The sequence below is a fragment of the Paenibacillus sp. LS1 genome, from assembly GCF_026013365.1.
Classification (GTDB): Bacteria; Bacillota; Bacilli; order Paenibacillales; family Paenibacillaceae; genus Paenibacillus.
This window is the reverse complement of the sequence record NZ_JAPDOE010000002.1, coordinates 1-15,481: the sequence shown is the minus strand read 5'-3', so window position 1 is coordinate 15,481 and position 15,481 is coordinate 1. Positions and strand designations below refer to the sequence as shown.

Below are 15,481 nucleotides of genomic sequence, written 5' to 3'. Positions count from 1 at the left end.
ATCCTGTGATATGATTTTGGCAGAGGTGAGACCCAACTATGTATACCATTATGATTATAGAGGACGACCCCAAGATTGCGGGATTATTGAAATCACATATTGAGCGCTATGGGGACAAGGCCGTTTTGGCCGAGGATTTTGAGACGATTGTACAACAGTTTGAGCAGGTGCAGCCGCATGTGGTGCTTCTGGATATCAATTTACCCAGCTACGATGGTTTCTATTGGTGCCGCCAGATTCGTACGCTGTCTACGTGCCCGATTCTGTTTATCTCCGCCCGGAGCGGAAAAATGGATCAGGTCATGGCACTGGAGAACGGAGCGGATGATTATATAACGAAGCCGTTTGAGTATGAAATTGTCATAGCTAAAATTCGGAGTCAGCTGCGCAGGGTGTATGGTGACTATGCTACACGTGACGAAGAACGCAAGGTGGAACTGGATGGCTTAGTTGTGTATCTGGAAAGACAGGAGATTCAGCTCAGTGATCTTAAAGTACAGCTGACGAAGAAGGAAACAATTCTGCTGGAAACATTACTTCGCCGCAGTCCCAAGCTGGTCAGCAGAGAGACAATCTTGGAGAAGCTGTGGGATGACTCTTTTGTGGATGACAACACACTCAGCGTTAACGTTACTCGGGTGCGAAAGCGATTAGCCGAGCTTGGCATTACGGATGCACTGGAGACGGTCAGAGGTTCTGGTTACCGATTGAACAATAACTGGAAAGCTTCTTCTCCATCATGAGATTGTTTATAAGAGAACATCTCGCTTTAACTTGCTGGGTTGTTGCCATCTTGTTCACCGTTGTTGCGGTGTTCTGGTATGACGGCTATAACGATTGGGTTACGGCTGCTTATGCCGTAACGTTGGGATTATTTTTGTACGTTGCATATTTGATGTATCGTTACATGTCACATCGCTCTTTTTATGCCCGGATATCACGATCGATGGATTCGCTGAAGGAATTCGTACCTTTGAACGAAACAAGTCCTTTATCACTGGCGTTGGAGAAGCTGCTTGATTCACAATACGGACAGTATCATGCTCATCTGCATCGGCTGGAACAGCGACAGCAAGAATATCTGACGTTTATGAACCAGTGGGTACATCAGATGAAGACACCGTTATCCGTCATCGAGTTGACGGTGGAAGACCAGGAGGATGACGATCCTCGGCTCATCAGCATTCGAGAGGAAGCAGACCAGATGAGACGGGGATTGGAGACGGTACTGTATGTGGCGCGCCTGGATACCTTTGAACAGGATTTTAGTGTTGAACCTGTGTTACTGAAGAACGCTGGTGAAGAGGCGATCCATGAGCTGAAGCGATTCTTCATCCGCAATCACGTCTATCCAGAGATGCATATAGAATCTTCGCTGGTTGTGCAATCCGATGCAAAGTGGATTCGTTTCGTCTTGGTACAGTTACTATCGAACGCAATCAAATACTCCGCGGGCAGCGGGCAAAAGATCTATGTGCGTGCATATGAAGAGGAACGCTCCATCATACTGGAAGTCCAGGATCAAGGCATCGGAATTCCGAAGTCTGATCTGAACCGGGTATTCCAACCTTTCTTCACCGGGGAGAACGGGCGACATTTCAAAGAGTCGACAGGCATGGGACTGTATATTGCAAAAGAAGTGCTGACGAGAATGAACCATCGGATCGAACTTGAATCCGTGTATGGCGAAGGAACGACCGTCCGAATTATATTCAACTCCTGAAGTGGCAGGTTGAAGATAAGAGGTTGGCGTGAGGTGTGTATTTTTGTTGAAGAAGTGTGAGTAGAGTATGAATTACAGTGTAAGTGTGAGTATAGACGTCTATTGCCTGATCGGGGCGAAGGCGTCTTTTTGATTTTCATGATGCAACCTTACAACATTGTCATGTTGGTGAAAGGTTAAACCATAGGAGAATGACCGAAACTTCGATAGACTGTAGTCATAAGAGTACAGGAAAGGCCACGTACAATACGCATGCACACAGCATGAAAGTAACTTGATTTTGAATTCATACATCACTAAGGAGTTGTAACCATGGAGATTTGTTCTGTGAAACAGATCAGTAAAATCTACAAAGGCATCGTATCTTATGAAGCGTTATCAGGTATTGACCTCAGTATTCAGGAAGGTGAGTTTGTTGGCATCATGGGACCATCCGGTAATGGTAAAACAACCTTGCTGAACATGATCTCTACAATTGATCATCCAACATCAGGCGAACTTCGGATTGCAGGGAAGAATCCGTTTGAATTGAATCAGGATGAACTCGCGCTGTTCCGGCGCAAAGAGCTTGGATTCGTTTTTCAATCGTTCAATCTGTTAAATACACTGACAGTTAAGGAGAACATTGTGCTGCCACTGACTCTTGACGGCGTTTCGCTAGCAGAGATGAACGCACGTGTTGAACAGCTGGCAAGCAAGCTGGGCATCGAGAGTATTCTGAACAAACGGACATATGAGATCTCGGGTGGACAGGCACAGCGTACGGCTATTGCCAGAGCGCTTATCCATTCCCCGAAGCTGATTCTGGCCGATGAGCCAACAGGTAATCTGGATTCGAAGGCGGCCAGAGATGTGATGGAGATTCTTGAAACACGCAATCAGGAGGATCAAGCTACAATGCTGTTGGTCACCCATGATGCAGTTGCAGCGAGTTATTGCAGTCGGGTCGTCTTTATCAAGGATGGCAAATTGTACAATGAAATTCATTACGGCGATAATCGCGCAGCCTTTTATCAGAAGATTATTAATGTATTATCCCTAATGGGAGGGTCAGGACATGAATTTTCGCCAGTTCGCCATTAATAACGTTGTTCGCAACAAACGAATTTATTTGGCTCATTTTCTGAGCAGTACATTTTCCGTCATGATCTTTTTCACCTACGCATTGCTCCTGTTCCATCCCGATCTGAAAGAAGGGTTAAAGGGATCAAGTGGTACGGTTACGTTGCTTGCCAACCAGGGGTTTATGATTGCAGAGGTCATTATATTCATCTTTTCATTCCTGTTCCTGCTCTACTCGGTTGGTTCATTTCTGAAGACACGCAAGAAGGAATTTGGTATTTTCCTGATCCTTGGCATGACACGTAAACAAATGAACCGGCTGTTGTTTATGGAGAATATGTGTATCGGATTAGCTTCAATTATTACCGGTATTGGACTCGGGCTTATTTTCGGCAAATTGATTCTGCTCATCTGCGGCTCCATGCTGGCTGTCGAGAACAGCCTTCGATTCTATTTTCCGCTGAAAGGAATTGCCCTGACGGCTGGCGCATTTCTACTGCTGTTCATTATCATTGCGATGTCGTCATCCTTGCTCATACGGAAAGGCTCGCTTATTGACCTTGTGAAATCAGAGGAAAAACCAAAACCGGAACCCAAAGCATCGCGTCTGCTCGCATTGCTATCCGTATTGTTCATTGGCGGAGGTTATGCAGGGGTATTCACTTTTGTATGGGTAAGCTTCTCGTTTCCGCTATTAATGGCAAGTGTCGTGGTCGTTATTGCAGGTACGTACTTTTTGTTCACGCAGCTCAGTGTATATATCATTCGGGCACTCAAAAGAAACCCAAGATTGTTTTTCCGCAAAACCAATCTGCTCTTCTTATCGGAACTTACGTATCGAATGAAAGATAACGCGATTATGTTTTTCATGGTAAGCATCATCTCGGCATCTTCATTTACGGGAATTGGTACCATGCTCGCGATTGCTGACCCTGGGTTGTCGTCCATGTCGAATCCGTACGCATTCAGTTATATGAATTCATGGGATACTCCCCAGTCAGAGCGACATATTCGGCAGATTGAAGAAACGTTGATTGATCATCAAGTTCCCTACGTGAAGGGCAGTTATGCTCCTATAGGTGAAAATAATAATGGCAAGATTATCAAACTGAGTGATTATAACCGTCTTGCGAAGGCACTGGGGTATGAAGAACGTACGTTGAAACAGATCGATGAGTCATTTATGACACCAAGCAATTTGGCGATTCGCAAGGCGTACCGTGAACAGGTTGAACAAGGAGTCTCGGGAGGAAAGGTCAATCTGGAGGTTGATAATCAGCGCGTACCTGTCCAGCTATCGACACCTGGTACCGATATTGTGATTCCTTTTCAATATGAAATTTATCTCTACGTCGTAACCGACGAACTGTTTAATAAGATGAGACCTGCGTACAACGAGGAAGTTGGCATGCCTGAAGGTTTCTATTCGAGTCGAACGATACAATTTATCGTGAAAGATTGGATGGGTACACGCAGCTTCGCTCCTGAATTGATCAAATCCATTCAAGATGATTATTCCGACAAAGGTTATTACGAGGTCAGCGCACTTGTGGTGGATTGGCTTAATTCCAAGCAGACCAATGGCATCATTCTAATTTTGAGCGGCCTGATTGGCATTGTTTTCTTCACCTTTGCAGCAAGTTTCACGTATTTCAGACTTTACGCGGATCTCGAACGCGATGAAGCGCAGTATCGCATGATTGGCAAAATGGGACTCAGTCGTCCCGAACTCCGTAAGATCGTAACAAGGCAGCTATTGCTTATGTTCTTCCTACCACTCTTGGTGGCGGTCATCCACAGTTCGGTTGCCTTTGTAGCGTTACAGCAACTGGTTGATTTCTCGGTCTTTGGATACAGCCTACGCATTTTCTTGGTGTTTGCTTCCATGCAGATTTTGTATTTTGCACTTGTCCGCTGGCGGTATTTGCGTCACATGTATTCCAAATTAGTCTAAAATAGCATGGCCCAACAGACACCGAACGCATGACTCGGTGTCTGTTGACTTTTCTATCCAAGGCACAGTACTATTTCATTAGATACATAATGTATCATTACATAGTTTCTCAAGTAGTTAGAAAGATGGGGTTACAGAAATGTCAGGCCGGTGCCTGAGAGGGAGGACATATCATGAGTATCACGATGTCTCGTGGACGAGCTTACATTCAACGTTTGAATGATGAGCGGAATGTATGGCTGGACGGAGAACGTATCCAGGTAACTGGGCATCAGGCCTTTCAGGGAACACTTCATACGATTGAAAGTTTGTTCAATCTGGTGGATGATCCGGAGACAAGGGAGACTGTAGCCTACTGGGATGAACAGACGGGAAGTTACGTGCACCGATCCTTTCTTGTGCCTCGTTCACTTTCTGACGTGAACAGCAGGGCAGATGCTTTTCGTCTTTGGGCCGATCGGACGTATGGGGTGATGAGCCGCTTGTCTGATTATGCCCGATCCCGCTTGACGGGTTGGTATGCAACACGACATGAGATGACAGCGCATGACCCGGCATTTGCAGATAAAATATCCGCTTATTTTGAACAAGCCAAACGAAAAGATGCATTCCTGACAATTGTCCAGCGCGACCCGCAGATTAACCGTTCCTTGCCTGTTGGTGAAGATGAGGATGCCATGCTGCGGATTGTCAAAAGCAATACGGAGGGCGTAGTCATTCGCGGGGCCAAAATGGTGGCAACAGCAGCGCCTTATGCAGATGATATTATTGCTTATCCCGTTCAACGAATTCCGTCCCACCTGCCAGAGCTGGCCCATATGGTGATTGTAGCTGCGGACAGTCCGGGTTTGCACATGATGTGTCGTGAATCTTTTGCCACAAAAGATTCGGATCACTCACATCCACTCAGTGCGCAGTATGATGAGATGGATGCCGTGTTATTTTTTGACGATGTATTTGTGCCCTGGGAACGTGTATTGCTGCACAATAACCCTGAAGCCGTATGGCAGATTCGCTGTAATACAGCTTCGGCCAGTCTGGCCTATCATCAGAGCGTCATTCGTTTGCACTCAAAACTGGAGTTCATTACAGCCGTCACTGCTGCCATTGCCCAGGAGATCGGGGTGGACGCTTTCCTGAATGTGCAGGAACAGCTCGGAGAGCTGATCAGTCAGATGCAAACCATCGAGGGACTAATTATTGCTGCTGAAGCACAGTCCAAGCCGGATACATTCGGCAATTGGCTGCCGGAATTCAAATATATTGAAACTGCCCGTAATCTGGGCAATCGGTATTATCCCCGCGCGGTGGAGATTTTGAAGACGATTGCTGCGGGTGGTCTGATTCAGATTCCTTCAGGTACGTTTGAGATGAATGAAATGATGGGCTCTATGATGGGCAAATACCTTGGCGGAGTAACGATGCAAGCCTCAGAGAAGATTCGTCTCTTCCAACTGGCGTGGGAGCTGACAGGAAGTCCACTCGGAGCAAGGCATGACCTGTATGAACGCTTCTACGCGGGTGACCCGGTGCGCAACCGGGCGAGCCAATATGTGCAGTATGACAAGCAACGTTTATCGGCGAAAGTTGAACCTTGGCTTCGTTCCGGTAAGGAATGATCTGATATTCTAATACGAATGGTCCGAATGAAGGATGAAAAGCCTGAATCAAGAATGAGAACGATCCTATTTTCATAAGGCCTTGGCTTGCGCCAGGGCTCTATTTCTATTTATTTAGATTATCTTTAGAAATGATTTAGGTTGAATTAAGAGACGTAGTATATAGTAATAATGTAGAGATAGGCATAGAGTATAGGAAATGAGAGGAATAACATGAGATACACCGTATTAATTGCAGATGACGAACCAGAGATTGTGGAACTGCTTCAGCTCTATCTGGAGAAGGACTATACGATTAAGACTGCGGTGAATGGAGCCGAGGCGTTACAATGTATACGTTCAACACAGATCGATCTGGTCATACTGGACATCATGATGCCTGTAATGGATGGGTTGCAGTTGATCAAACAGATCCGGGCTACACATCACATGCCTGTTCTGTTCCTATCCGCCAAAAGTCAGGATCACGATAAAATCCTTGGACTGGGACTTGGGGCAGATGATTATATAGCGAAGCCATTCAACCCGCTTGAGATTGTCGCCAGAGTAGAGGCGTTGCTCAGAAGAGTCAACCATTTTGATGCAGCGGAGGTTCCCGCAGCCAAAGAACAGAATCTGGTATTAGGCGATCTGACGCTGGATCGATCCCAATGTATCCTTTTTCGTTCAGGAAGTCCTGTAACATTGACCTCTACAGAGTATAAAATCATGGAATTGTTGCTCGATCAGCCTGGCCGTGTGTTCACCCGTAAAAAAATATACGAAGCGGTCTGGGGCGATTATTATGCGCACGAGGACAGCACGATTATGGTACATATCAGCAACATTCGGGAGAAGATCGAGCGTGACTCCAGACAACCGGAATATCTCAAAACGATAAGGGGACTGGGATACAAAATTGAAGCGCCCATGGAAAGCTAGAGAAAAGAGACTGTTGCAGACATCCCTGACACTGGACTTCTTGCTGTTCAACTTCTTTTTGCTGTTACTGGTATTGATCGTGTACCTTATGGTGTCACTGGATGTCGTGGATTTTCGTATATCAGATCAAGTGGTTGATCCGGATCTGAATGTCGAAGCCCATGTGTACGTTGCAGAGCTGGAGAACGAATTTTACTCCGGTGGAGGTTCGGTGTCAAAAGACAAAGACACAGAGATTCAACGTCTCAAGGACAGCGGTGGCTGGATTGAGATTCTGGATGCGAATCGCAACGTCATTCGTCATGTGGGAGACAAACAAGATTCGTTCACCCGATACAATGAAGCCGATCTGTATGCTGGATTGGAGAACCGAAGCGATCAGCCGTACTATTACTCCATTACTCCGTTTTCGACAGAAGGAGCGGCAGCTTATGTGTTGCTGAAGATCCCGCGTGATCTGGTCAGCGTAAGGATGAATGATAATCAGTTGATTACCAATCTGAAGCACCCGTTGTCTTTTTACATTATGATTGGCATCGGTTTAGTGTTGTCATTGATCTTCGTATATAGCTATTGGGTCGCACGGAGAATCAAAAAGCCACTCAGTATTCTCTCCTCGGGTCTTACGCAGATGATTCAGGGAAATTATAGTACACGGATGTCGATCTCGGCCGAGAGAGAGTTTGTCCAGATCGGTGAGACCTTTAACTACATGGCTGACGTTATTGAGAACACCTCTGCGGAGAAACGATACGCCGAAGAGAGCAAACAGCGACTGATTGTAGACTTATCACATGATCTGAAGACACCGATAACATCTATACAGGGATACGCGCAGGCATTGGTGGAAGGACGTGGGGAGTACAAGGACAGGCAGCAACGATATCTGGGATATATCTATAACAAGTCCGTTCAAGTTGCACGCATGATACAGAATATGCTGGAGCTGCTCAAGGTGGATTCGCCCGATTTCCGCATGCATATTCAGAGAAGAGAAATTGGAGAATTCGTGCGCGAGATTATGGCAGATACTTATGGGGAGATTGAACAAAAACAGTTTGTCCTTCACGTACTTGTTCCTGATCAGGAGATCTACGCGAGGTATGATCCGGAGCTGCTATCCAGAGTCATTCAGAACCTGATTACCAATGCTCTGTCTTATAATCCGCCCGGAACAGAAATGCGCGTGGAACTCATTCCGCTTCATACCCATGTGGTAATTGAAGTGGCAGATACCGGAGTGGGCATACCCCAAGAACTGTGGTCAACGATCTTTGACCCGTTTGTACGAGGGGATGAGGCGCGGTCAGCGACCGGAGGCACCGGACTTGGTTTGTCCATCGCACGACGTAATACGGAAAAAATGGGTGGAAGGTTGATCCTTTCCCGTCGTGGCCTAGAGACCACCGTGTTTACCATTCAGATTCCAAATTAAATAAGAGAAGAAATGTCCATGTGGAGGGGAATATTTTGTTCAAAGGAAATACGTTTGTCAGGTTCAGTATTGCACTGGCGCTGATATTGGTTAATATCTATTTATTATCACGTGTGAGCTTCATCTTTCAGCCGCTCGTAACCATGATCACGGTAATCACCGTGCCGATGATGTTATCGGTGTTCTTTTATTATCTGCTAAGGCCGCTCGTGAATTATATGGAGAAAAAGAAAATAAATCGCACGCTAAGTATTTTGCTAATCTATCTGGTTATTGCTATTCTGGGTGTGTTCTTCATCATTGGACTATGGCCATCGTTACGTGAGCAACTGATCAACCTGGTCGATAACGCACCAAGTCTACTTAATTCATTAAGTGAACAGCTGAGAGAGCTGGAGCAAAATGGTGCCATTCAGGCCTTGTTCCCTGAGGGCTCAACACCTTTATCTCAGATCACAGAGTATATCAACAAAGGATTTAACTTTGTGACCAACTATGTAAGTGGATTTTTCTCTCTTGTTTCCAGTTTTGCGATCATCTTGTTTACATTACCGATCCTTTTGTTCTATATGCTGTTACAAGGTGAGAAATTCGGCCGTAAACTGGCACATATCGCTCCAAAACGTTTCCAAAATGACAGCCGTGAAGTCGTGCTTGAGATTGATCAGGCGCTGAGTGGTTTTATTGTAGGAAGAGTTTTGGTGAATCTGGCCCTGGGTGTACTGATGTATATCGGTTTTCTGATCATTGGACTGCCGTACGCATTACTGCTCACGGTAATCGCGGTCATCATGAACTTTGTTCCGTTTATCGGAGCGATAGTGTCGTCCGTGCCTATTGTGATCATGGGTCTCGTGGTATCGCCATCGGTTGCCATCTGGTCTCTAATTATTATTCTCGTCGCACAGCAGATTCAGGACAACCTGGTAGCACCTTATGTATTCGGCAAAAAGCTGGATATTCACCCGCTAACGACGATCATTCTGGTCTTGGGTGCAGGAGACCTCGGTGGAATTATTGCCATCCTGATTATTATCCCGGTGTATATGATTGTTAAAATTCTTTTGGTTCGAATCTATAACATGTTCTTCAAGGACAAATGGCAGAATGCATAGAATCTAAATTATTCGAAGGAGTGGAACACATGTCTGAAATTATCGAAAAAACATATAACGAACCTGAATATATCGCACCTCAATCTGTTCAAATGGGTACCATTCACATCTCGAACGATGTGTTGTCCAAGATCGTGGGGATGGCCGCCCAATCAACGGCGGGTGTATCCTCCATGTCCGTTGGACTGACTGAAGGCATTGCCAAGAGCATTAGTGGCAAGAGTCTGCAAAAAGGGATTGATGTACACGTCAAAGACGATCAGGCCACCATCCAGCTGCGCATCAACATTCAATATGGCAACAAGATGCACGAGGTCTGCCGTGAACTTCAACATAATGTTCAACAGGCTGTAGAACAATTAGCCGGCGTTATGGTCAATGAAATTAAAGTGCAAGTCGTTGGTGTATCCATGCCGGAGACGGTATAAACGAATGGCAAAAACAGCACCTTCCCAATTAACAACTTAACTGGGAAGGTGCTGTTTTATGTTTGCGATAGTAGGTGGGAGCTTCGCCCATCACTTTTTTGAACATTTTGGAGAAAAGTAATGGATCGGTGTAGCCTACAGAACGGGCAATATCACCAATGGTCAGCCCCGGATCAAGGGTCAGTTCGGCTGCCTTGCGCATCCGATAATGGACCAGATACGACTGAATACTGCTTCCCATCTGATCCTTGAAGAGAGAGCACAGATAACTGCGCTGCAAACCGACATGGGCTGCGATGGATTGCACGGTAATGGCATTGGCGTAGTTCATTTCGATAAAGTCCATCACTTGCGTCACGTACGTTTCCTTCGAATAATCCGGCATGGGTTGAAGATGCTCTGAATTGGCCTGATCAATTAAAATGGAGAAGAATTGATACAGCAAACCAGTCATACTGATCTCCCAGCCTTTATGAGTATTGCGGGAATTGACCATGCGGTGCAGACAGGATCGCATCTCGTCATCCTCATTGCCCAGCTCAAAGATCGGGTGATGCTCCGACAGACAGGCCTGCTGTAAAAAGGATGAACTATTGCTGCCTTGAAAAGCAACCCAGCTGTATTCCCAGGGATCATCGTGATCTGCTTCATAATGAACAACAGAATGCGGAACGATTAGAAATCCTTGTCCTTTGTGCAGGGTGTATGTTTTGCCACCGACTTCGAAGGTGCCTTTGCCATTCAAAATATAATGAATTTTGTAGTAGTCTCTCATGGCAGGGCCAAAGTGGTGACCTGGTGTACAGGCTTCCGTACCATAATGAAGGAGCTGAAGCTCCTGAAAATAATTGTTCTTGAACATATACGTAATCAAGGGCATTCACTCCTGTACGATTTCGTCTCATCTTGCATTTTAACATATTAATTAGTGTAAAAGATGAATTGTTAAAGATCGGTATACATAGATAACAATCATTTTTCCATATGTTCAAAGTGAAATGCCATATCGTTTTGCCTGAAAAATGTCTAAGATGAAAAGGAATTCAACAAACCTTACAGGAAAGTGAGAATAACGATGCCCTATACTGCGAGTGAACAACGATATGATGAGATGAAATATGTACGTTCCGGTAAATCCGGAATCAGACTGCCGCAAATTGCGCTGGGTTTATGGCAGAACTTTGGTGGCAACCGTACATTGGATATTCAGGAAGAGATGATTTTGCGTGCTTTCGACCTCGGTATTAACCATTTCGATCTGGCGAATAACTACGGTCCACCTCCTGGATCAGCGGAAGAGAACTTTGGTGTGATCTACAAAAAACATCTGCGTCCTTACCGGGATGAACTGCTCATCTCGTCGAAGGCAGGCTACCATATGTGGAATGGACCTTATGGCGAGTGGGGCTCCCGCAAAAACCTGATTGCCAGTCTGGATCAAAGTCTTGGTCGGATGGGGCTGGACTATGTGGACATTTTCTATCATCACCGTCCAGATCCGGATACGCCATTGGAAGAAACGATGACAGCGCTGGATCATATCGTGCGCCAAGGTAAAGCTCTGTATGTGGGTTTATCCAATTACAATGCAGAACAGACGCAAGAAGCGGTAACCATTCTCCGTCGTCTGGGTACGCCATGTCTGGTTCATCAGCCAAACTACTCGATGCTGAATCGCTGGATTGAAGATGGGTTGCAGGACGTACTGGATGAGCAGGGCGTCGGTTCCATAGCGTTCTGTCCGCTCGGCCGTGGTCAGCTGACGAATAAATATGTCGATAAGATCAAGGAAGAACGAGCCAATCCAACAGGCAATTTGAAAAAAGAAGCTTACACGGACGAACGGATTGCCAAGTTCGATGCGCTTCAGGCGGTTGCTGAGCGAAGAGGACAAACGATTTCTCAACTGGCTCTGAACTGGATCCTGCGTGGTAACCGTGTTACCTCCGCACTGATTGGTGCAAGCCGTGTGTCTCAGATCGAAGAAAACGTAGCTGCGCTCAACGCACCGGACCTGACAACGGAAGAACTCAATGAAATTGAAAGCATTCTGGACGGCATGGGTAATTATCCTTGGTAACATACACAGTATAGCTGGGTAAAAAATTTATAGTGAATAGTGAGATCTCTTATTAAAATGGCACCTTCCTGATATCCAGGGCAGGTGCCATTTATTTGTATGTCATTTTCTTTATAGGATAAGATCCATTATAATAGTTCATTAATTGACCTATGTTTATTTTTTTCGGAATGAGCCTAGTTCATAGCACCTGGTCCTAGGATTTAGGGTATAATATATAGAAGCTTTACATTTGAACTACGAAGGAGAGGCTCCATTTGAACTTTGAACAGTGGATTTCGCCTGAAAGCTATAACCTGACATCCGAGATGGAGAATCATCCGTCAGACCGGATTGCACTTAGATGGCTCAGCGATCAACGAGAATTGGAAGAGATCACGTACGGTGATTTATTCAAGCAGGCGAATCGTCTTGCTGGAGGTTTGCGTGAACTTGGACTGGAGAAGGGTGACCGGGTATTGGTCATGGTACCACGCCGTATTATTGCCTATGTCATTTACATTGCTTGTCTGAAACTGGGAATTGCCGTGATTCCATCTTCCGAGATGTTACGGGCAAAAGATCTGGAATATCGTCTGCGTCACTCGGAGGCGCGAGCTGTTATTGTATGGTCCGAGACGACCTCGGAAGTGGAAAAGATGGACGCGGATCTGCCGTCACTGGCATATCGCATCGTGGCATCACCAAATGGTGAAGTCGGCGTACCAGATGAAGGCTGGGTCAATGTGCGTGAGTTAATGCAGAATCAACCCGACGAGATGGCTGCGGTGGAAACTCACCGTGATGATACGGCTATTCTTGCTTATACTTCAGGCACAACTGGTAATCCCAAAGGAGTTGTACATAGCCACGGTTGGGGATATGCCCACTTGCGGATCGCTTCTTCGTTATGGTTGGATATTCAACCTTCGGATACGGTATGGGCAACAGCCGCACCTGGTTGGCAAAAATGGATCTGGAGCCCGTTCCTGTCGGTACTGGGAAGAGGCGCCACAGGACTGGTCTACAATGGATCATTCCAGCCCAAGCGTTACTTGGAACTGATGCAGGAACATCAGATTAATGTCCTTTGCTGTACACCAACGGAATATCGGTTGATGGCCAAAGCCGATGATCTGGGACATTATGATCTGTCCCATCTGCGCAGTGCCGTGTCAGCGGGTGAACCGCTCAATCAGGAAGTCATTGAGATCTTCCAACGTCACTTCGATCTGACCATTCGAGACGGATATGGACAGACCGAGAGCACGTTGTTAATCGGCAGTCTCAAAGATGCTCCTGTACGTATTGGCTCTATGGGTCAGTCGATTACACCTGGATTGATTGAAATTATTGACGAAGAGGGACAGCCTGTTCCTGCGGGTGAAGTGGGAGATATCGCGGTGCACAAAGAGATGCCAGCTTTGTTCCGATCCTATTATCAGGATGAGGGACGGAAGGAAGCGAGTCAGCGTGGCGATTATTTTGTAACAGGTGACCGTGCACGCAAAGACGAAGAAGGATACTTCTGGTTTGAAGGCCGTAGTGACGATATCATCATCAGTTCAGGCTACACGATTGGACCATTCGAAGTGGAAGAAGCACTCATGAAACACGCCAGTGTGAAGGAATGCGCGGTGGTTGCGAGTCCGGATGAGATCCGCGGCAATGTGGTGAAAGCATTTGTCGTATTGCGAGATGATTCACTGGCTTCACCAGAACTGATGCGTGAATTGCAACACCACGTTAAGGAAATCACAGCACCTTATAAATATCCACGTAAGATCGAATTCGTTACGGATCTGCCGAAGACCAACTCTGGTAAAATCCGCCGGATCGAGTTGCGCGAACAAGAAAAACGAAATGGTTAAAGGCCATTAATATATGAAACAGGAGTGAACACAACCATGAGTCAATTTGAACAAAACTTTGAAAAGTCATTGGAACAATACGCAGAACTGGTTGTTAAAGTTGGCGTGAATATTCAAAAAGGACAGGATCTGCTCGTCACTGCTCCCATCGAAACGCTTGAATTCACACGTCTCATTGTGCAAAAAGCCTATGCGGCTGGTGCAAACTATGTACAAGTGGACTTCGATGACGACAACATTACCCGCAGTCGTTTTGAACATGGTTCCAATGACAGCTTTGACTATTATCCAGCGTGGAAGGCGGATATGATGGAGAAGTTTGCAGAAGCAGGCGGCGCTACCCTGACGATCAAAGTTCCAGATCCTGAACTGTATAACGGTATTGATTCGGACAGCGTTTCCCGGGCAACGAAAGCGGCTGCTCAGGCACGTAAAGGGTACGCAAAATATACACGTAACCATGAAATTAGCTGGTGTCTGATCAAGGCACCAACCAAGGCTTGGGCGAACAAAGTGTTTGCCGACATTCCGGAAGAAGATCGAATCAACGTGATGTGGGAAACCATCTTCAAAATGAACCGTGTCGATGGCGGGGATGCTGTACAAAATTGGAGAGAACATCTGGATACCTTGAATACCATGAGTGATCTCCTGAACAAGAAGAACTATAAGAGCTTACATTACCGTGCGCCAGGTACTGACCTGAAAATTGAACTGGTCCACAACCACATCTGGGGCGGCGGTGGCAGCGAAAATAAACAAGGCGTGTACACGGTCGCTAATATGCCGACTGAAGAAGTATTCACCATGCCGAAGCGCAGCGGAGTGAATGGGTATGTTAGCAGCACCATGCCTTTGAACCTGAACGGGCAACTGGTAGATCAGATGAGAATCACATTCATGGATGGACAGGTTGTAGCCTTTACGGCAGCATCTGGCGAAGAGTATCTGAAGAACCTGTTTGCCACCGATGAAGGTGCACGTTATCTGGGAGAGGTCGCACTCGTACCACATGACTCCCCGATTTCCAACCTGAATCGCATTTTCTACAATACGGGTATCGATGAAAATGCATCTTGCCATTTGGCTGTGGGAAGTGCGTATCCATTCAACATGAAAGATGGCACAACCATGTCGAATGAAGAGTTACTGAAGCATGAGTGTAATGTGAGCTTGACTCACGTTGATTTCATGATCGGTTCCGCTGAGCTGGATATCGATGGTGAGTTACAAGACGGTACAATCGAGCCGGTATTCCGTAAAGGCAACTGGGCATTTTAATTTCTAATCTAGC

13 protein-coding genes are annotated in these 15,481 nt (G+C 46.1%); 12 read left to right on the top strand and 1 reads right to left on the bottom strand.

Annotation, left to right across the window (positions count from 1 at the left end):
• The first annotated feature begins 38 nt into the window (after positions 1–38).
• From OM416_RS09450 to OM416_RS09410, 9 genes are all read left to right on the top strand, one after another.
• Positions 39–743 carry a response regulator transcription factor gene (locus OM416_RS09450; protein ID WP_264928978.1) on the top strand — a complete coding sequence of 235 codons (705 nt, stop codon included), beginning with the start codon at positions 39–41 and terminating at the stop codon, positions 741–743.
• Positions 740–1,723 (top strand): sensor histidine kinase, encoded by a 984-nt coding sequence (locus OM416_RS09445; protein WP_264928976.1) that lies wholly within the window; start codon positions 740–742, stop codon positions 1,721–1,723. Before OM416_RS09450 ends, OM416_RS09445 begins: the two co-directional genes overlap by 4 nt.
• 312 nt (positions 1,724–2,035) lie before the next feature.
• Positions 2,036–2,806, top strand: coding sequence for an ABC transporter ATP-binding protein (locus tag OM416_RS09440; RefSeq protein ID WP_264928974.1), 771 nt, complete (start codon positions 2,036–2,038; stop codon positions 2,804–2,806).
• Positions 2,781–4,739 carry an FtsX-like permease family protein gene (locus OM416_RS09435; RefSeq protein WP_264928973.1) on the top strand — a complete coding sequence of 653 codons (1,959 nt, stop codon included), beginning with the start codon at positions 2,781–2,783 and terminating at the stop codon, positions 4,737–4,739. Before OM416_RS09440 ends, OM416_RS09435 begins: the two co-directional genes overlap by 26 nt.
• Before the next feature lie 173 nt (positions 4,740–4,912).
• Positions 4,913–6,358 carry a 4-hydroxyphenylacetate 3-hydroxylase family protein gene (locus OM416_RS09430; RefSeq protein WP_264928972.1) on the top strand — a complete coding sequence of 482 codons (1,446 nt, stop codon included), beginning with the start codon at positions 4,913–4,915 and terminating at the stop codon, positions 6,356–6,358.
• Between the two features lie 213 nt (positions 6,359–6,571).
• Entirely contained in the window at positions 6,572–7,279 is a 708-nt protein-coding gene (locus OM416_RS09425; RefSeq protein ID WP_076330906.1) for a response regulator transcription factor, read from the top strand.
• Positions 7,257–8,714, top strand: coding sequence for a sensor histidine kinase (locus tag OM416_RS09420; RefSeq protein ID WP_264928971.1), 1,458 nt, complete (start codon positions 7,257–7,259; stop codon positions 8,712–8,714). Before OM416_RS09425 ends, OM416_RS09420 begins: the two co-directional genes overlap by 23 nt.
• A 35-nt stretch (positions 8,715–8,749) precedes the next feature.
• A complete protein-coding gene (locus OM416_RS09415; RefSeq protein ID WP_264928970.1) occupies positions 8,750–9,829 on the top strand; it encodes an AI-2E family transporter in 1,080 nt (359 codons plus the stop codon).
• A gap of 29 nt (positions 9,830–9,858) precedes the next feature.
• Positions 9,859–10,257, top strand: a complete 399-nt coding sequence (locus OM416_RS09410) for an Asp23/Gls24 family envelope stress response protein (RefSeq protein WP_264928969.1) — start codon at positions 9,859–9,861, stop codon at positions 10,255–10,257.
• Between the two features lie 28 nt (positions 10,258–10,285).
• Here the strand turns inward: OM416_RS09410 and OM416_RS09405 are convergent, their stop codons facing one another.
• The gene (locus tag OM416_RS09405) at positions 10,286–11,131 is read right to left on the bottom strand and encodes an AraC family transcriptional regulator (protein ID WP_264928968.1); all 846 of its coding nucleotides are present in this window, start codon (positions 11,129–11,131) and stop codon (positions 10,286–10,288) included.
• A gap of 201 nt (positions 11,132–11,332) precedes the next feature.
• On the opposite strand from OM416_RS09405, the gene OM416_RS09400 reads away from it, so the two are divergent.
• The 3 genes from OM416_RS09400 to OM416_RS09390 all read left to right on the top strand — a co-directional run bounded on the left by OM416_RS09400 (position 11,333) and on the right by OM416_RS09390 (position 15,468).
• Positions 11,333–12,337 carry an aldo/keto reductase gene (locus tag OM416_RS09400; RefSeq protein ID WP_264928967.1) on the top strand — a complete coding sequence of 335 codons (1,005 nt, stop codon included), beginning with the start codon at positions 11,333–11,335 and terminating at the stop codon, positions 12,335–12,337.
• A 257-nt stretch (positions 12,338–12,594) separates the two neighbouring features.
• The gene (gene mbcS / locus OM416_RS09395; protein ID WP_413775772.1) at positions 12,595–14,187 is read left to right on the top strand and encodes an acyl-CoA synthetase MbcS; all 1,593 of its coding nucleotides are present in this window, start codon (positions 12,595–12,597) and stop codon (positions 14,185–14,187) included.
• 36 nt (positions 14,188–14,223) lie between these two features.
• Positions 14,224–15,468 carry an aminopeptidase gene (locus tag OM416_RS09390; protein WP_264928966.1) on the top strand — a complete coding sequence of 415 codons (1,245 nt, stop codon included), beginning with the start codon at positions 14,224–14,226 and terminating at the stop codon, positions 15,466–15,468.
• Positions 15,469–15,481 lie beyond the last annotated feature (13 nt).